Annotated in this window: 18 protein-coding genes and 1 tRNA gene; 4 read left to right on the top strand and 15 right to left on the bottom strand. The window is 32.6% G+C overall.

The genetic code is table 11. The features are described from left to right. Window positions 1-2: 2 nt before the first annotated feature. On the bottom strand, window positions 3-2,405 hold the full coding sequence (locus Q5N74_RS10195; protein ID WP_304388693.1) for a TraG family conjugative transposon ATPase: 2,403 nt from the start codon (window positions 2,403-2,405) through the stop codon (window positions 3-5). A gap of 122 nt (window positions 2,406-2,527) precedes the next feature. On the opposite strand from Q5N74_RS10195, the gene Q5N74_RS10205 reads away from it, so the two are divergent. Further along, window positions 2,528-2,659, top strand: coding sequence for a hypothetical protein (locus tag Q5N74_RS10205; RefSeq protein WP_304388811.1), 132 nt, complete (start codon window positions 2,528-2,530; stop codon window positions 2,657-2,659). 47 nt (window positions 2,660-2,706) lie between these two features. On the opposite strand, the gene Q5N74_RS10210 is transcribed toward Q5N74_RS10205, so the two are convergent. Further along, window positions 2,707-2,994, bottom strand: coding sequence for a hypothetical protein (locus Q5N74_RS10210; RefSeq protein WP_182205393.1), 288 nt, complete (start codon window positions 2,992-2,994; stop codon window positions 2,707-2,709). 188 nt (window positions 2,995-3,182) lie between these two features. Between Q5N74_RS10210 and Q5N74_RS10215 the strand changes: the two genes are divergently transcribed. After that, complete coding sequence (locus Q5N74_RS10215; RefSeq protein ID WP_304388694.1) at window positions 3,183-3,815, top strand: N-acetylmuramoyl-L-alanine amidase; 633 nt, start codon at window positions 3,183-3,185, stop codon at window positions 3,813-3,815. Between the two features lie 103 nt (window positions 3,816-3,918). On the opposite strand, the gene Q5N74_RS10220 is transcribed toward Q5N74_RS10215, so the two are convergent. The 7 genes from Q5N74_RS10220 to Q5N74_RS10250 all read right to left on the bottom strand — a co-directional run bounded on the left by Q5N74_RS10220 (window position 3,919) and on the right by Q5N74_RS10250 (window position 9,632). After that, window positions 3,919-4,581 (bottom strand): ATPase, encoded by a 663-nt coding sequence (locus tag Q5N74_RS10220; RefSeq protein WP_304388695.1) that lies wholly within the window; start codon window positions 4,579-4,581, stop codon window positions 3,919-3,921. Next, entirely contained in the window at window positions 4,565-5,314 is a 750-nt protein-coding gene (locus Q5N74_RS10225) for a hypothetical protein (protein ID WP_304388697.1), read from the bottom strand. Before Q5N74_RS10225 ends, Q5N74_RS10220 begins: the two co-directional genes overlap by 17 nt. A 3-nt stretch (window positions 5,315-5,317) precedes the next feature. Beyond that, window positions 5,318-5,602, bottom strand: a complete 285-nt coding sequence (locus Q5N74_RS10230; protein ID WP_304388698.1) for a helix-turn-helix domain-containing protein — start codon at window positions 5,600-5,602, stop codon at window positions 5,318-5,320. Window positions 5,603-5,908: 306 nt separating this feature from the next. Beyond that, window positions 5,909-6,745, bottom strand: a complete 837-nt coding sequence (locus Q5N74_RS10235; protein WP_304388699.1) for an RteC domain-containing protein — start codon at window positions 6,743-6,745, stop codon at window positions 5,909-5,911. Window positions 6,746-6,993: 248 nt separating this feature from the next. Beyond that, complete coding sequence (locus tag Q5N74_RS10240; RefSeq protein WP_304388700.1) at window positions 6,994-7,917, bottom strand: response regulator transcription factor; 924 nt, start codon at window positions 7,915-7,917, stop codon at window positions 6,994-6,996. Window positions 7,918-8,061: 144 nt separating this feature from the next. Continuing rightward, window positions 8,062-9,309, bottom strand: a complete 1,248-nt coding sequence (locus Q5N74_RS10245; RefSeq protein ID WP_304388701.1) for a site-specific integrase — start codon at window positions 9,307-9,309, stop codon at window positions 8,062-8,064. A gap of 238 nt (window positions 9,310-9,547) precedes the next feature. Then, a tRNA-Ser gene (locus Q5N74_RS10250) sits at window positions 9,548-9,632 on the bottom strand. Window positions 9,633-9,776: 144 nt separating this feature from the next. Here Q5N74_RS10250 and Q5N74_RS10255 point away from each other — a divergent pair. Both Q5N74_RS10255 and Q5N74_RS10260 read left to right on the top strand, forming a co-directional pair. Then, a complete protein-coding gene (locus tag Q5N74_RS10255; protein WP_304388702.1) occupies window positions 9,777-10,406 on the top strand; it encodes an NAD(P)H-dependent oxidoreductase in 630 nt (209 codons plus the stop codon). A 121-nt stretch (window positions 10,407-10,527) separates the two neighbouring features. After that, window positions 10,528-11,721, top strand: coding sequence for a DegT/DnrJ/EryC1/StrS aminotransferase family protein (locus Q5N74_RS10260; protein WP_304388808.1), 1,194 nt, complete (start codon window positions 10,528-10,530; stop codon window positions 11,719-11,721). A gap of 90 nt (window positions 11,722-11,811) precedes the next feature. On the opposite strand, the gene Q5N74_RS10265 is transcribed toward Q5N74_RS10260, so the two are convergent. From Q5N74_RS10265 to Q5N74_RS10290, 6 genes are all read right to left on the bottom strand, one after another. After that, on the bottom strand, window positions 11,812-12,051 hold the full coding sequence (locus Q5N74_RS10265) for an acyl carrier protein (RefSeq protein WP_304388704.1): 240 nt from the start codon (window positions 12,049-12,051) through the stop codon (window positions 11,812-11,814). 4 nt (window positions 12,052-12,055) lie between these two features. Continuing rightward, window positions 12,056-13,552 (bottom strand): AMP-binding protein, encoded by a 1,497-nt coding sequence (locus tag Q5N74_RS10270; RefSeq protein ID WP_304388705.1) that lies wholly within the window; start codon window positions 13,550-13,552, stop codon window positions 12,056-12,058. 21 nt (window positions 13,553-13,573) lie between these two features. Continuing rightward, window positions 13,574-14,674, bottom strand: coding sequence for a hypothetical protein (locus Q5N74_RS10275; RefSeq protein ID WP_304388706.1), 1,101 nt, complete (start codon window positions 14,672-14,674; stop codon window positions 13,574-13,576). A gap of 346 nt (window positions 14,675-15,020) precedes the next feature. Next, a complete protein-coding gene (ribB, locus tag Q5N74_RS10280; RefSeq protein WP_304388707.1) occupies window positions 15,021-16,166 on the bottom strand; it encodes a 3,4-dihydroxy-2-butanone-4-phosphate synthase in 1,146 nt (381 codons plus the stop codon). A gap of 31 nt (window positions 16,167-16,197) precedes the next feature. Then, window positions 16,198-18,165, bottom strand: coding sequence for an LptF/LptG family permease (locus Q5N74_RS10285; protein WP_369686026.1), 1,968 nt, complete (start codon window positions 18,163-18,165; stop codon window positions 16,198-16,200). Between the two features lie 81 nt (window positions 18,166-18,246). Then, window positions 18,247-18,888 carry an outer membrane lipoprotein carrier protein LolA gene (locus tag Q5N74_RS10290; protein ID WP_304388708.1) on the bottom strand — a complete coding sequence of 214 codons (642 nt, stop codon included), beginning with the start codon at window positions 18,886-18,888 and terminating at the stop codon, window positions 18,247-18,249. Between the last annotated feature and the right edge of the window lies 1 nt (window position 18,889).

The raw sequence follows: 18,889 nt of genomic DNA on the forward strand, positions 1-18,889 counted from the left end.
TTTTAAGTTTTAGAAATGTATTCTTTAATAGCCAGTTCCATATTATTGGTTTTCCTATAAATAGCCATGATGGCCTCGTTTTCCTGTCCATCCGTTAAATATGCGGCATAAACTTCTTTAGGAACTTCAAGCCTAAAAATGTTACTTTCCTTTCCGATCTTAATGAATATTTCAGTGTACTTCCGTGGTCCAGAAAAATTGTTTTTAATGGATTTTAACTGATTCAAATCGTGGCTGGACAGGTTAAGACGTTTGACTAGTTCCTCATATCCTTTCTCGTTATTCAGGCTGTAGATAACCTGTGTGTTTTCTAAAATACTTGCCGATGTGGAGTTATTTGGAAGCTGATTGATGGATTGAAGAATAATGCCAATAGCACCGTTTTGTTTACGGATAGCTTGGTAGTAAAATTCTACACTTTCCAATACGTTTTCGAACTTCAACTGCTTAGCAAACTCGTCAAATAGGATAATTCCTTTTTCATCTCTATTTTTCCAAATGGTTCTTTGTATTGCTGATTTTATCAGCTTTAACATAACGGATAGAATTTCTTTATTGTCCTTGACTTCATCTAATTCAAAAACAATTAATCGTTTGTCTTCTATTTTATAGATTTGGTCTTCGCTGACTTCGAACAAGAAACTATATAGACCATCTCCGACGTACTCGGACATGACGTGCAAAAAGCTTGTGACATTGAAGTAGTCGGGATGGATTTTGAGACGATCAAGAAGATGCTCCTGATTTCCTTCTATAAAATTATAAAAACCTTCTAGAGAACGATTATCAAAAGTACTATCGTAATAGTGGCGTAGTATTTTTTTTACCGAAACGGATTGTGCTTTGCTCACTTTTAAATCTGACGCAAACAATTCAAACAAAAAGATTGATAAATCCTCCAAACGTTCTGGAGTTAAATCATCGGAATCTGCAATGTAAAATGGGTTGATGCCTAAGTTCTTACCACTCTCATAGCGAAGCACCGTGTATTTTTCAGGGTAGAGTTTAGCAAATTTGGTGTACGACCCTCCTAAATCAATAATGACTAGGCGAACACCACTCTCAAAATATTGTCTTAGAATATTATTAGCTAAAAAAGATTTTCCTTCACCTGTTGGTGCGAAAATGGCAAAATTCCGTGCTTTTACACGTTTCTTCCGTTCGTCCCAAACATCTTTTAAAACTGGAATATTATGTTCACGGTCATTAAAAATGATGCCAGTAGCATCCGATTTGTAATTAGTGTTATTGATAAAAAGACATAATGCGTGTTTTAAATCTGTTACATACAAATCATAATTTGAAAAATTTGAAGAGAAGCAGCAGTAGCTATTTAATATATAGTTCTTGCGTTCTTCGCCTCGTGGATAGTATGGGATGATATCCAGTTCCTTGAATTCTGTTTTAATCTTTGATGTTATTTTATCCAACTCTTTGGCATCTTTTGACCAATAGACGATATTGAGATGACCACGGACAATCCGAGCATTATCATCTGCATTGATTTGGTCGAGAATGTGTTGAGTCTTTCCAAGTACCACTTTATTCTGTGAACCGAAATTGGAACTCTTGTTAAGTTCCTCGATTTTCTTATCAAGCAACTTGCGCCACTTTTGTTTGTCGTCTAGATATAGAATCTGATTAACAATATGATTTTCATTAAGCGTAAGCCCTAAGCCATCAATAAACCCTTGATGAAACACAAAATCGTCCGAAGTGAATTTCTCATTGGTCTTGCTACTCTGTACACTTTCGCCAAAGCACAGTTCGCTATTGATGGCAAGGGCATCAAAATGGTTTTCGCCAATATTGACGCTTTTTTTATCTAATAATATATCTGTATCAAAACCTTCATTGAAACCGTTGAAATAGCCATTGGTCAACTGCTGAATCTGTTCCGTTTTAAGCGGAAGGAATGCCATTTTTCTACTATTGTTTATAAAAGAAACCGAATCGCTTACCGAATTGGCGAAGCTTTTAATATTATCATCTAGTTTCTGTACAATTCCTTTTGAAACTTTACGGAAGGGATTGACATATTTTGGATTGTTGAGTGCCTTGTTTTTAGTTAAAATGAAGAACAAATAGCACTTGTGATCAATATGTCCGCGACCTTTGAAATGCTCGTGTGTGGCTTGTTCTAAAAAGGTTTTATTCGGAAGTTGTTCTGAAGAATAAGACTTCTTCAAGTAGATATCCTGTTTGTGAACCACTGTTCCAACTGGTAACGATTTCAAAGATTGAAACCAGGCACCGTGCATATCCTCAAAATCCTTTTCGGATAAAGAGTATATTTCTGGAAGAATCCCTTCAAAGCATAAAACCACATTGCCATTAGTGGCAAATACGATATTGTCCTGAATATCTGCAATGGGCCCGTATGCCGAAAGGTTAATCTTGTTCATAATTGAAGCCTGAATGTCTTTTGTTACTTATGGTTCTTGGAAAGGCCTTGGCCATCTGAAAAAGTTGTGGATTTTGGTTGATTCTTGTTAATGCGATATATAATCCAGCATTGAAAATCAGTATGGCGATAATCATTGCGAAGCTAAAAGAGAATATGATTATTAAAAGCGAAGCAAGAATGGAAACCATCATTAAAGCAAATAGAGAAATGGACAGGCCAAATATGACTGCTCGTTTTCTTATGTTTTTATAGACCTCAAATTTTTTCATAGTGCTTGGAAATTATAACATCTTAGAGGGTTAAACTACGATTGAAATCAGATAAGTAAATATGCCAACAACTGCACCTGCAATAAGCACAAATACCAGAACTCTAGTAATACCTTTTTTCAGGTCTGCATTTTCCCCAAAGAAGTGTCCCGCATTAAAGAGGAAACCAACAAGGAAGATAACCCCTAATATTATTGGGAAAATTGTTCGGATGGTATCAGAAACATCATTAACGGAATCTTCAATACCTCCAATCTGCGCAAAAAGTGAAGTGGAGAATAATGAAATAATAGCTGCGAAATAGTTTGATTTTTTCATAACGTAACAGTTTTATTTTTATGTTGTTTTCGTTTATGTAAATTTACATATATTTGTTTACAAATATCTGATAATCAAATATTTATGAATATAATATTATTTAATATCGTTTGATTTCCTTTGCTATTATTTGGCATCAAATTATATGATTTTTGAAAGTCTAATTGTTAATAACCTGAAAAATAGAAATGAAAAAAGTACTCAAAAACGTCAGTTTTGTCATTTTGCTTCTAAAAGTGTGCATCATGTTTGGACAGGAAACTGCAAAGCAAAAAAGAATAATTATTGACGTCGGACACGGTGGAAAAGATTCTGGTGCCATTGGAATAAATAAAATTCAAGAAAAAGATGTTGTACTCGATATTGCATTGGAAATTTTAAGCTTAAACAAACAATCTAAAACGCCGTTGAATATTTACTTAACGAGATATAGTGACACACCTATTTCGTTATCGGATAGATCTAAGTTGGCTAAGGTTCTAAACGCAGATGTGTTTATTTCTTTGCATTGCAATCATTCGAATAATCCAAATGCTAGAGGTATTGAAGTTTATGTGTTTAATGAAAAATCACAATATTCTGAGAATTCCATTTGGTTGGCTTTTGAGTTGCAAGCTTCATTCAAAAGGCAGTTAGGATTTGAAAGCAGAGGTGTGAAGTTTGCGAATTTTCAGGTGTTACGAGAAACTCTAGATTATTTTCCAGCTGTGCTTTTGGAATTGGGTTTTTTGAGTAATCGAGATGAAAATAATTATTTTTCAAACCTCAATAATATTCGATTGTCAGCATTATCAATATTACTAATTATTCAAAATTATTGAAAATATGAAAGATATATTTGTAGAACTAACTAAAAGTCTTAAGGCTATCATTGAACATTTTATTTCAGAATTGATTTTGTTATTTAAATCTTTTTGAAGTTGATTACTTTCTTTTATCCCCAGCGCCATCATCAAAAGACACCAAATTAAATAATTCTCGCATTCGGCTACGAACTCGATGGCCATATCGTTCTTCTAGTTCATCGGCACCGAGGTTAGTAGTCGCATGTGTTTTGATTTTATGTTTGGTCTCAAGATAAAGCTCGTATCGAGATAAAAGTACTTCTCCCATCACATTAAGATCCTTACCATAAAATCTTCCAGTAGGCTCAATTCCTAAATCATCGAAACAGAAAAATTTAGTGTTTCCATAGTCTTCAATCGTTTTAAAGCCGAGGTGGTTAAAACTGAAGGCAACGTTCCGGCAAGGGATCATTTCGTAAGGTCTATGCTGTGGAACGATATGCCGAAGAAGTTTCATTAAAGTAGTTTTTCCACACCCTACTGGTCCAGAAAGAAGAATTCCTTTGTTTGGATCAATATTATTCTTCTGACAATTTTCTTTGTCTTTAATGAAATAATAGCACAGTTTACGAATGATAATCTGGTCTTCGTCATAGATTCTGAACTCTCTGCCGAAAAGTAATTTCCCTTTCGCATTCAAATAAATTAGAATCTTATCGAAATCATAGAGAACGCTATTTCCATCAAACTCCCCAAGAGAATATTCCATGACACCTTCGGTAATTTTAGAGGGGTTGTCCATAGTTTTTGTTTTTAGTGGTTCGCAAGTTGTCCTTAATTTGGGACGCTTGTTTTTTATTTGTTTTGTTTTCTTCGTCGAAAAGCTCGGTTCTATCCATCCAGTTGAGGGCTAAGGAGCGCCAATCTCTAATCGCTTTTCCATCGCTCGTTTTCCAATTCCGAGTTTCATAATGTTCGAAGAATTTTTTTCCTTCATCAGCATTAAAACTTTTTTCAATAAAAAAATCAATAACGGCCTGCCAGCCCTTTTGTTTTATATTGTTTACTTGTTTGGTATTGTTTATAGTAGATACCAATGCTTGTCCACTGGTGGGACGGTGCGAGTCCACAACTTGTCCATTTATGGGATGGTGCTGTCCCATAATCGGTACATTTATGGGATGGTACCGTTCCGCAACCTGTTCTAATATGGGACTGTACCGTCCCATATCAGGTTCATCACTTGTCCCGATAATGGCCATCTTAATTTTACTGCCTTTATATGGATTGTTGGAAGGAAAGTAGGATAAGTAGTTCCAAGAACCTAAATCGGTCACACATCTATGGTATGTGGATTTTGAGCCTATTTTTGAAGCAAGCATTAAATCCCTGCGGTTCACATAGAATTCGTCAGCAAATCGACTACTGTTCCATTCGTGGAACAGTGCCATATACAAACTGATATGGGTAGGATTAAGGCGGTCATCAAAATAGAACTTTTCAAAAGCCGCATTAAGTAGCTTTATATAGTTCATAACTTATGAATTTGTACCGTGTTGAACACGATTGGCATTCATCACATTTTGAATTTCTTCGGCATCATAGTATAAGATACCACCCATTTTAGTGTAAGGTAGTGTACCATTGATACGCAGCGTTTGAAGAGTTCCTGGACTGACTTGCAGTAAGTCCATAACTTCGGAAGATTTGAGATACTTTTTAAGTTTTCCAGTGGCTTGTTTGGATAGTAATTTTTTAATGTCATCGAGCAATTCCATTTTGAATTCTCGAAGGTCGTCTGTGGTAATAATATTTGCTGGCATAATAGAACGGTTTTAAAGAAAGGGACTATCTGGATTTATACTTTTAATTGATAGTCCCTGACCTGATTTGACTTTCGTTCTACAAATTTGGGGAGTATTATTGGGTTTTCTACCCCAGTACGACCGTACTACGGTTAAAATTTAACATCTTGAAATTTGATAGATTTTGACGTGTTTTGAGAGTAAGGTTAAAGAATTAGGCTATCAAATAACCCTAAATTAAATGGAAAAATCATTTTAAAACAGATTACCGTAGGTTAACCGTACTACGGTCTTTTTTAGAGTTGTATAATATTGATTAACAGGCTATTCTTCACTTTTTTTCATTTCTGATAATAAGTTATTTGCGAGTTCATCTAAAAATAAAGTTTTACTGTTTTTGCGATTTTTAATATACTGATATGTTTTATAAATATCCTTGGGTGTAAAATCAAATATTTCTTGCATAGTTTTGGAAACTTTCATTATGCTGTGGTCATCTTTTGTGCCCAATCCTTTTGCGTATAGTGCATATAGCATTTCTACGTAATCAGTATTCGAAAATGGCCAATGTATTTTTTCAATAGATTTAGCATCTTGTAATTTATAATTTATGCCTTTTAGTATTTTTTGCTTTTTTTCATCTAGGTACATAATCAACGAATCGTATGCTTTGTATTTGCCTAATAACATGTCTCGAGGAGTGCAGAATTCTGGGTCCTGAAAATAAAATTTTGAGGTAATGATGCGAAACGTGTCACTATTATCTCGGGTGTAATATTCCTTGTCAAAATGAACAGATCCCGAATCGACATAACGCCCAAAATCAATATTGTACAAAAAGAAACGATTGAGTTTGTTGACTTTTTTCTTTATGAACTTCAGTTGATAATCTTTATCTGCTTTTGGAAAGTGGGTTTCAAAAGAATGGATTTCTGAGAAATAAATTAGTTCTATAAGCAGAATTTGCTTGGTTTTTTTGAAGAATGTTATTTCGTCTTTGATGGTATTGAATCCATTATTGAGTATTTCTTTCTTAAAAGTGGATAAGAGGTTGCTGCATTTTTCGATAGATTGGCAGGCTCTTTCTAAAATATCGTCATTTTGAATTTTTATTTCATCAAGATCTTTTAATAATTTGTTTGATAATAATTGGAAATCCATATGTAGGAGATTTTAGTTTGGAAATCATAGAAACGGATTTTTATTGACGTGGTTAAAAAGTAGATTTTCCTCTTTTTTTAAATTTCAGTAAAATACACGTAATAAATGAATTTGTTTTAATACAATTCTCGTTAAAATAATTTTTAAATTAAAGAGAACCAAGAAAATGAACCGTACATATTTACGGAGTACACCGTATTTTTCTACGGAACTATTATTAAACATTGTAAATAGAGTAATTCAAAACTTCAATCAGTCTCACTTTTCTTATGAAACCTTTTTAAGAATTCATGTCTATCCTTTACGCTTGTCTTTTTGAAGATGTTTGAAGCGTGTTTCGATACGGTACTTTCTGCGATGAACAAATCTTTAGCGATGTTTCTATAGCTCAGATTACTTAAAATTGAAACCGCAACCTCGATTTCTCTACGGGTCAAATCTTCATAGATAATTTTATTCTTTATCAATTCGGTTCTATGTTTTTTCTTCAACTCAAAAACCTGGTACATCCTGTTTTTGTTTTCTAAGAAGTAAAGATACCTATCAATCTCTATAGCTGTTATTGCATAGAATGCAATATTCATTATACTAAAAGTAAGCCATTGATAATCTCCAATTAAAGTGCAGATTGGTAACAGGGCAATACTACTTACACTAATTAAAGACAGCTTATTTCTTCTTAAAATAAATGGATTTGGATTGCTTGGGTTTGAAATGCGACGATAGAAAATGAAAAGAAAAACAAACGCTATTAATGAAATAGGAACAGTAAATAGAAAGCGTGCTGAGTCCAGGGAGTTGGTAATTAAATAAACTATTAAAAATAAAAGTAGGAAACTTAAGCTACTAATTATTGCAAGATTTTTAATTGAAAAATGGTGTTCTAAAACTAAGATATCATATTCCTTGTAGAGATAATATATCATATAAACGCATAATGAAATAGCAACTCCGTAAGTTATAACATATTGCAGAATATAAGGCCCCGGGAAGCCTTTAATGGGGAGAAATCCGCCAGTTACATTGTAAGTAATTAAAATAAAACCAAGATAAAGAAAGTTTTTTAAACTACTACAGTTCCTTCTTTTAGACAAATACAATGTAATCAACACGATAAATATATCTACTAATAGATAGAAAAATGTAGTCCAGTGTATTGATGTCTCGAACATGAATTTTATAGATCATTATATTACAATGAAAATTGATTCTAGATTTTATACAAATCATTTTAATTAAATACATAGTTCGTTAATATTATTTTAAAAATTTGTAATAGCTTCTGCCTTGCCAATTTATAATACTTTAGGAACTTATTAAATTATAGAATTTTCGGATTTGTTTTCAACAAATTTTTTCATTTTCAACCTTAAATCATTCATGTCATTACTTACTTTTAAGTCAATTATTTTGGCATAATGTTGAGTTGTCCTTAAAGATTTATGACCAAGCATTTTGCTCACAGATTCAATTGGTACTCCATTTGTTAATGTGATCGTGGTTGCAAAAGTATGTCTTGCAAGGTGAAAAGTTAGATTTTTATTGATACTGCACAAATCGGCTATTTCCTTGAGGTAAGCATTCATTTTTTGATTGCTTAAAACAGGTAAAATTAATTCTTTATTTAAAGAATTATGAAGCTTGGAATATTTATTAATAATGGCTTGTGGTATTGAAAGTAGAGGGATGTTACTGCGCGTATCAGTTTTTGTTCTTTTGGTCTTAATCCAGTTTGTACCATCCATTCCGATTACTATATCATCGTTATTAAGTTTTTTTACATCCGCATAAGCTAAGCCGGTAAAACAACAGAATATAAATATATCTTTAACTTGATTTAATCTAGTTGCTGAGAATTCTTTATTAATAATATTTTGAATCTCAATTTCAGTAAGAAACTCTCTGTCTACAATTTTAAGTTTTGCCTTCCAATTTAAAAAGGGATCCTTGCTAATCCAATCATTAGCGTATGCGATTCTAATTATCTTCTTAAAATTTGTTACGTATTTTATTGCTGTATTATGAGCACAGCCTCTTTCTTTTTTTAGATAATATTCGAAGCCCGTGATAAATTTATGATCTACATTCTTAATAGGTATGTCGTTAGTGCCATAATCTAGGATAATATAATTTTCAACATGCTTTTTAGCAGTTTTATAGCGTTCTACGGTGCCTGGAGCAAATTCTTTACCAACTAGCTTTTCAGTTTTATCATTATGTATTTGAAAAATTTCTAAAAGCATTTTTTGTTTCGATACTTTGCCCAGGTATATATTTTTAATGCCTTCAGCAGTAATGAATATCTCATCTTCTGTCAATTTTTCGTGAATTTTGAAAACCTTATTTTTAATTGAATCCATATATCGGTTCAATTTTCGAACATCATCAGTAGTTCCTCTCAACTTACCTGCTTCAGAGTTCCATTTATTTAAAGTTACTTTCCTTTTAATACTGAATTCGCTGCGTTTTCCATTAACCGTAATTCTTAAATAAACAGGAGCATTTCCCATTTTATCAATGTCATTTCCACGAGGGTAAAATAGTAGAGAAAATGTATTTTGCATAGGTGCGTAGAATTTTATTTAGCTCAATATACAAAATTTAAATTCATAAATAAAATATAAACGCTTGTTTTTCATGTGTTTGAGAGGGATTCGGTGCGTAAATTAATATTAAAAATTACGCACCGAATACCGCTCCTTTTATTTGATATAATACGCTATTATATGACATTAATCAAAATGAAAAAAGCCTATAAACATCATGTTTATAGGCTTTTAGTGGAATTTGATACATTCCTTGCGGAGAAAGAGGGATTCGAACCCCCGGAGGTGTGACCCTCAACAGTTTTCAAGACTGCCGCATTCGACCACTCTGCCATTTCTCCTTGAGTGTCTCATCAGGTATGCCCTGATTGCGGGTGCAAATATAGAACCCTTTTTTAATTCTTTCAAATAAATTTCCATTTTTTTGAAAATAAATTTTCACTCTTTTAGTATTAACGTATTTTTGTAAAAATTAAAATTTATAAATGAGTATTATTAAGCAACTTAAGTGGCGCTATGCAACTAAAAAATTCGATACCAAAAAAAAATTATCTTCAGAAAAAATAGATATTTTAAAACAAGCATTCAATTTAACTGCTACATCATTTGGTCTGCAAACCATTAAATTAGTGATTGTCGAGAGCGAAACCCTAAGGCAACCTCTTGTAGCACATGCATATAACCAAAAACAAGTAGTTAATGCCTCTCATTTATTGGTTATTTGTATGCAAGAAGACATTTTGGATGTAGATGTTGTTGCATTTTACGATAATATAAAAAATACGCGAAAAACGCCAGATAACATTCTAAAACCCTATAAAGACGACTTAGTGAACATGATGGGGAATATGACAACGTTAGAGCGTCAACAATGGTCCAAAAATCAAGCTTATATCGCATTGGGCAATTTAATGACCGTGTGCGCAGTAGAAGGTATCGATTCTTGCCCAATGGAAGGTTTTTCACCACAAGCCATCGACAAGGTCTTAGAATTAGATAAAATGGGTTTAAAATCAGTATTATTGCTGCCTGTTGGTTATAGAGATGAAACCGATATGTTTGCCAGCTTCACCAAAGTAAGAAAATCAATAACCGAAGCAGTAATAGAATTATAAATAATACATAATATTTGGGCGTTACCACAAGGGTCGGGCTTTCGGCAGTCGCTCTCTGTGAGGAGCTCCAACAATGCCTCAATCCCTAACGCAAGCGTACCAAGTACAAAAATATAGAAATATGCCAGGATTTGAATTATTCGGAGATTTAGAAAAAAAAGAAGTAAATGATGTCTTAGAAAACGGAGTGCTTATGCGTTACGGGTTCGATGGCATGCGTAATGGCCATTGGAAGGCTAAAGAGTTAGAAAAAGCATTAGAAAGCACCTTTCAAGTTAATCATGCACAATTAGTATCAAGTGGTACTGCTGCCATATCAGTTGCCCTAGCAGCTGCAGGTATTGGAGCGGGCGACGAGGTTATTTTACCAACCTTTACGTTTGTAGCGAGCTTTGAAGCCGTTATGATGCTTGGAGCAATTCCTGTTTTAGTGGATATAGACGATACCTTAACACTTTGTCCAAAAGCAGTTGAAAATGCCATTACCTCTAAAACAAAAGCAGTTATGGTGGTGCATATGTGCGGTAGTATGGGGCACGTAGACGCGCTTAAAGATGTTTGCGACAAACATAGTCTAACATTAATAGAAGATGCCTGTCAAGCCATTGGGGCCACCTATAAAAGTGAGCCACTAGGAAGTATTGGCGATCTAGGTTGTTTTTCATTCGATTTTGTTAAAACCATTACCTGTGGAGAGGGTGGAGCCGTCATAACAAATAATAAAGAGTATTATATTAATTCAGACCATTATAGTGACCATGGTCACGATCATGATGGTAATGATAGGGGAGCGGAAACACATCCGTTTTTAGGGTATAATTTTCGAATTTCCGAGCTTCATGCAGCGGTTGGTTTAGCACAAATAAAACGTTTACCTGAAATCTTAAGAATTCAAAAAATAAATTACACCATTTTACGTGAGGCTTTGTCACACATACCAGAAGTGACTTTTAGAACTGTACCAGAAGGTGGTGAGGAAAACTATAGTTTTTTAAACTTCTTTCTACCAAATTTAGAAACGTCACTAAAAGTGTCAGATGCATTTAAAGCTCAAGGTGTAGATGCATGCTTTCAGTATTATAATAACAACTGGCATTACATTCGTAAATGGGATCATTTAAAAGAATTAAAATCATTATACCCCATTCCAGGAGAAGTGAAAGCAGGATTAGAATACCTTAAAACCAAAGAGTTTTCACAATCTGATCATTTTATAGGAAGAAATATTTCTTGTTTAATAAAACTATCATGGACTGAAGAAGAAGTAAAAGCGAGAGCGTTTAAAATGGTTGAAATTATTAAAAATTCATTATAATATTTTGAAGAGTTCCAGTGTTTAGTAGAGCTAAAAACTTTTGAAATAAAGAAGAAGCCCAAGTAAATTGTTACTTGGGCTTTTTAGTACTTATATTTCTGACTGAATGACATCAAGTAAATCACCAACATTATTCATATTCATTAAATCCATAAGTTTGAATTTAATACTAAATACTTTTTCAATTTCAGATATTATCATCATGTGTGTTATCGATTCCCATCCATCAACATCATCTGTTGTTGTTGTATCTGTAAGTTTAAAGTTATTGTGCTCTAAAATAGTAGCAAAAGCACTTGTTACTTTTGTTAATACGTCTTCTCTAGTCATAATTTCAATTTATATTAAAATGTTTTTTTAATTCTTTTCGGTCTATTTTACCATTCAAGCTATGAGGAAACTCTTTTAGAAATGTAACATGCATGGGTATCATATAATTGGGCATTTTAGTTTTCATATAGTCAAATAATTCTTTAGTATCAAAGGGGGCAGATTCAATAGCTAAGCCTAATTCCGCATTTCCAAGTTTATTTAAAATGTCTAAGGCGACCATATTCACTTTAAGTTTAGATTTCGCTTTGGCATGAAATTCAATTTCAGATAATTCAACACGATAACCTCTTATTTTTACTTGAAAATCGGCTCTTCCAACATAGAGAAAGTCTCCGTCATGATCTTTCAAACACAAATCACCAGTTTTGTAATAGCGTATTTTTTTGTTCTCTACTTCCTTAATAAAAAAACTTACTTTATTTCTTTCTTCATTTTCCCAATATCCAGGAGTAATTTGTGGTCCGGCCAAGCAAAGTTCTCCAGTTTTACCAATAGCGACTTCAGAATTTTCATTGTCCACTACAAGGTATAAGGTGTCTTTTTGTGGTGTTCCAATAGCAATTATTCCGTTATGAGCTTTTGTGTGTGTCTCTTTATGGTATGGGTAAAAGCCACTATAAACGGTAAACTCTGTTGGGCCGTAATAATTAAATATCTTGCAATTAGGTAAACAATCGCTCCATTCTTTGGCAATATCACTATGCAGAGCTCCTCCTCCAAAGCTACAATACCTCACTGATGGTTCATTAATTTCATTAAAATAAGGGCGCAAATAGTTGATTATAGAAGGAACCATAGTTAGCACCGTTAACTTTTTACTTTTTATTAATTTGAAAATATAAAAGTATTTTATAGCTTCCTTAGGAATTGTGTACATACAAGATCCAGAAAGTATGGGGAATAAGTAAGTGACTACCGAAAAATCGAATGTTAACTCGAACATTTGAAGACATCTATCGGAATTAGTTAAATTAAACTCAGGTTCAGCATCAATAGAATCAACTAGAGCTTGAACATTGCTAAAAGTTATAGGAACGCCCTTGGGAACACCCGTAGTACCAGATGTAAATAAGATATAGGCTAAATCATTTTCAGGTATTTCTTTAGGAACTAGATTAGGGTATTCTTTTGTTAATGTTGTTGAGTTAATAATATTTAAATCATTGTAAACCAGTTCTTTTGAAGAATCTATAACATATTTTGTTTTGGTTAACTCGAAAATATGATAATTTCTATCTATGGGTGTGTCTGGGTTTACAGGCACATATGCTTTTCCTTCTAGCCAGAGGGCAATAATACTAGCGTAGGTTTGAATATCATCATTCGTAACTAAACCAATTAGTTTTTCAGATGCCGCTATATCATTTTCAATGGCAAATCTGATTTTTTTTATTTCGGTAGCGAATTCTTTATATGTGTAATATGTGTTATTTATGCAAAGAACATTATTAGTTGAATTGGATTCAATGGAATGTTGTAAGTTTTTAATAAACCTCATTATGTTTTAGAATAAATGTAGTTAGTAAAAATGGCCGTCACTATTTTGTAGAACTAAACCTTTATTAGTTGTACTTAGATTGATATCATTATGGACCAGCCCTTTCTTTGAAATTTTATAGTTATAAACTGTTATGTATTTTTTTACTATTGCGTCTGACAGTTTTGTGTCATCGGTAAATATAAACTTAGCTTTGGTAGCATAAAGGTTATCTATTAATGCACTAACGCAATAATCGTAATGGTCTTCATTAGCCCCTAAAAAATACTTTACATTGCATTCACCGTAGTTTATAGTGTAAGATATAAAACCAATAATGTTGTTGTTCTTTAAAACTTTTAAATTGTATATGTGTATGTTCGAGCTTATTCCAGCATGTAATGTGGCGTAAGTTTGTCTTGAAGCTGGTGTTTGGGTGTATTGAGCATTATCTATGTGCCAATTGATGTATTCTTTGGTTTTGAGAATAAGATCATTTTGACAAAGGGGTTCAATAAATTTCCAAGTATCTTCATCTAATTGATTAAGATATTCATAGTTTAGGTCTTTAATATCGTTCTTTAATTTTGATTTGTTAATTAATCTTGTAACGAAGTATGTAAAGTAATCATTAATATCTATAATGAATTTTAGTCGCTTTAAAAAAGGAAATCTTCCAATAATAGAAGATGTGTTTAAACTAAAAAAAAGAGTATGCCTAAGTCTAGTGGTGATTGTTCTGTATGGCTGTTTTCCGTAGAAGGCATCCACATTTTGAGTGTACGCTTTTATTAGAATTTGATTATTAGTTAAATTAAGTGCATGGCTATATATATAATTACCTAATACAGTATTTTTATAAGCGGAATCAACCCACCATAATATCATCCAATAAACTTTTTTTATTTCAGTATTGTTGGTGTTTAAATAATCAGGAATTAGGTAAATAAAAGTAACAATTTTATCATTTTCATGAACAATGACGCCACAATAATCATCCTCTTCTATTCTAGAATTGGATACTAACCAAATAGCTTTACTCTTAGGGAATGGAGATAAAGAGGTTTTCCAAAAGGTGTTTTCTTCGATAGCTCTTCGTAATACCTTTTTTGTTATATCGGTTATTTTAATATTCTTGTTCATTGGTTGGTTTTACAGGTAAATATATATAAATTCGAATAATAGAAAACAATTAATGGACTGTTTTTAAAGTGTTTATTGTGTTTTTGAATTATCCTTAGATTGAAGAAAGGTAATTTTAATTTTATTCATTAATCATCTAGAATTTCAAAAGAAATTTTGATGATTCCATTTCTCATTCAGCTTGAATAAATTAAGCATAACATTTACATGAAGGGGTACAGGAGTTTAGTTCACTTATAATTAGAAAATCTCAATTTGTTTTAAATTAATTGAAGCCTAAAAACTATGCGAATATTCACTAAAAAAATGAATTAGACCAGTTATAAAGTAAGTAAAGGAGTTATTATTAATAAGTCACATACTCAACAATTTCTAAACCATAACCAATTAAACCAACACGTTTGGTTTGTTTGGTGTTAGAAATTAAGCGTAATTTATGAATGTTTAAATCGTGTAATATTTGAGCGCCAATTCCAAAGTCACGGGTATCCATGTCAATTTTAGGAGCTCTAAAAACGGTGTTTGGCTGTTGATTTTCTTTTAAAACAGCTAATCTATTCAATATATTCATAGATTGCGATTCCTGATTAATAAAGATGATGGCGCCTTTACCTTCGTTATTAATTACCTGAAACATATTTTCTAATTGAGCATCTACATTATTGGTAAGTGTCCCTAAAATATCGTTATTAATTAATGTAGAATTTATTCTTGTAAGCACCTCTTCATTATCTTTCCAAGTACCTTTTGTAAGTGCTATATGTATTTGTTTATTCGTGGTTTGTTTGTAAGCTCTTAATCTAAAACTTCCAAAGCGGGTTTCTATTTCAAAATCTTCTTTTTTCTCAATTAATGAGTCGTGTTGCATTCTGTAGGCAACCAAATCTTCAATAGAAACGATTCTAACATTTAGTTTTTCAGCAACTTTCATCAGTTGTGGTAAACGCGCCATGGTACCATCTTCATTCATGATTTCAACAATAACACCTGCGGGTTTTAAGCCAGCAAGTCTTGCAAAATCTATAGCAGCTTCGGTATGCCCAGTACGTCTTAATACACCACCTTCTTTAGCAACTAAAGGAAAAATATGTCCTGGTCTTGCTAAGTCAAATGGTTTGGTATTGGGGTCTATAAGCGCTTTTACGGTTTGAGATCGATCACTTGCAGAAATACCAGTAGTAACTCCTTGTCCTTTTAAATCTACTGAAACAGTAAAAGCAGTTTCCATATGGTCGGTATTGTTACGTACCATCATTTCAAGATCTAACTCTTTGCAACGGGTTTCTGTAAGTGGAGCACAAATTAAACCACGACCTTCAGTAGCCATAAAGTTGATCATTTCTGGAGTCACTTTTTCAGCAGCAGCTAAAAAGTCACCTTCGTTTTCACGATTTTCATCATCTACAACGATAATAACTTCACCATTTCTAATGGCTTCAATGGCATCGTGAATAGTATCAAGTTTAAACTCTTTGTTGGTGTTTTGTGTCATGGTATCATTAATAATTTAGCAAAGGTATTGCTTATTTTAAAGACTCTAAACAATTTAGCTTTAAGTCTTCATTCATTTTACTGTTTAAAAATAGATAAGCAATAAAATATAAAGGGATTCCTATAATTAAAAGAATCAGATTTGGTGTTTTTTCTTTTTTGTTTATTCTGAAGTAAAAACTGAACACATTCAGTACAGATTTAACATAGTAAGTCATGTATAAAACCAATGACACGATGCTAAGTTGAATGGAAGCTGATGCTAGAGATGGTAATTTATTGTTCTTAAAAACGAAATGGAGTACCAGTAAAATGACGCCCACACAGAAAAGTATGAGTGCGAATTTGGCATGGTCTTTATAATCTTTTGCAATACGTATGGAATCATCAAAATTAGGATGAAGCGATAGCCCGTCTTCTCGTAATTGGTTTGTTGTTATGCCACGTTCCTGTAAAATTTTGAAAGCTTCGTAGCGACATGCTTCTGCATGCCCAAGAGTTTCATAGTTGTTAATTAATTCAACTAATTCGTCGTTTTTATATGAAAAAAGGAATTTATAATCAACACTATCCTTTTCCTTTATATTTAGCATTTTTTTCAGAGGATCAAGAAGGCTGTCAAATTCAAATAAGCCTTTGTCAGCTGTTGCTCGTCGTGTTAAAAAGATACCCAATGGGAGCATTACCAGTGTTGAAAACCAGCTAGCGAGTATAGGACTGAAACTGCCGTTTTTGGCACTGTTTGTTGCGAAAATACCAATAAAGTGATAGGTTAAAAAGAGTACAATAGCGATAACCATGGGTAATCCAATACCTCCTTTACGAATTAATGCGCCAAGTGGAGCCCCTACAAAGAATAAAATAATACATGCAAATGCCAAAGCAAATTTCTCGTGAAACGAAATAATGTGTTTATTAAGCCATTCTTTAGATATTTTACTGGTAGCTTGATTGGTTGTAATTACTTGCTTAGAACTTGCTGTACTTTTTAATGAAGCATCTACGAGTTCGAATTTTTCTTGGGTATTGAAAATATCTAGAAGAGGCGCTAAGTATATAGAATCTGTTTCTGTTTTTTCAACCTTCCTGTTTAAAACAATATTCGACCGTTGAAATAAGTTTTTAGTTAATATTTCTTGGGTTGTTACTTTTTTTGCTTTTAATGAATCGATGGTTTTATGCAAACCAACAACATCGAGCATGTTATATTTATCGGTTTGAGACTGTTCGTCAAAATCGACATTACTCATTTCAGATAAATCGATATTTATAATATACTTTTCAAAGGTGCTTTTAGCAAATGGTTTTTTGTTCCTAGATTTTTGGTTGGTCGAAGACACATCACTATAGTAATTCCCATCTAATAAAATAAGTTTTAAAACGTTGGAATCCTTTTCACTGGCAAGTTCACCACTTTTAGATTTTATAGTTGTAGCGTTGCTTCTGCCATCATTCCCTTTTATATGAATAGTAACATTGTCTAGAAATTGATCTTGATCGCCATATTTATCATCAAACTTTATATTGTACGCAGTGCCTTCAATTTCATTAAATTGCCCTTCTGCGAGTAACATGGCAGGTTTTAATTTGGCAATATTTCGTCGTAAATTGTAGGAGTTTAATTCTGCCCAAGGAATGACATTGTTAGAAAAGAAGAAGGTGACTACTCCTAAAATAACAATAAAAATACTAAGTCCAGACATGGCACGTTGTAATGAAATCCCTGTTGATTTCATGGCGGCAAACTCATAGTTTTCGGCAAAACTACCAAATACCATGATGGATGCTAATAGGATGGTAAGTGGTAAAACGAGCGGTATCAGTTTTGGTGTGAAATAAAACAAAAACTTAAAAATGATACCGATATCTAAATCTTTACCAGATAATTCTCTAATATAAAGCCAGATTGTTTGTAAAACAAAAATCAGCATGAGTATAATAAACACGCTGAAAAAAGTTTTAAAATATGTAGTTAGTATGTAACGGTCTAGTATTTTCACCCTATAAATTTCAATAATCTAATTATAAAATCGGCTTTTTTCAGGCAGATTTCTATTTTAATTAAATACAATAATATCTAGTTAATTAAGCTTGTTAATATAATACCCTTTGTATTTATTAGCATCAAAGGTAAATAAGGTTTTTGATAAAGGCTCGTTTGTTTTAAAAGAATTCACCGTAAGTGTGGTTTTTGTGCCGTTTTTACCAATTTGAATTAAATTATAGATATGCTTGGTTTGGGTGTCTATACCTAAAAGAATATATTTTATTTCAGATTTTGAGTCTATGGGAGTAAGCTTAACCAATTGTATTTTTCTGCCATTAACATTTTGCTCAATATCCATAGCGTAAGTGTATCCATCTTCATAAAATGATAACATTTTACTAGGTGTAATAGCGCCTTCTTCGTTATTTGTTTCAGATGAAATGGTTACTTCTTCATCTTCGGTACTAATACTATAAAGTTTCTTTCCATCAAAAAGACGAGTTACACCAAGGATGTTTAATTTATACTTGTCACCTTGCATCACCACATCACCTTTGGTTTCTTGTTTTATTTTTTCAGTAGTATTTTCTAAAACATACTTAAAATCAATAGAAATATTCGTGTAACTTTTAACCTTCTGTGATACTTGATTTAACAGTGTTTTAGCCTTGTTTTGAGCAAAACCGTTAAAGGATGCTGTTATTATTAGGGCTAATATGATATTCTTAATTTTCATA

It is taken from the genome of Mariniflexile sp. AS56 (assembly GCF_030552475.1).
GTDB lineage: Bacteria > Bacteroidota > Bacteroidia > Flavobacteriales > Flavobacteriaceae > Mariniflexile.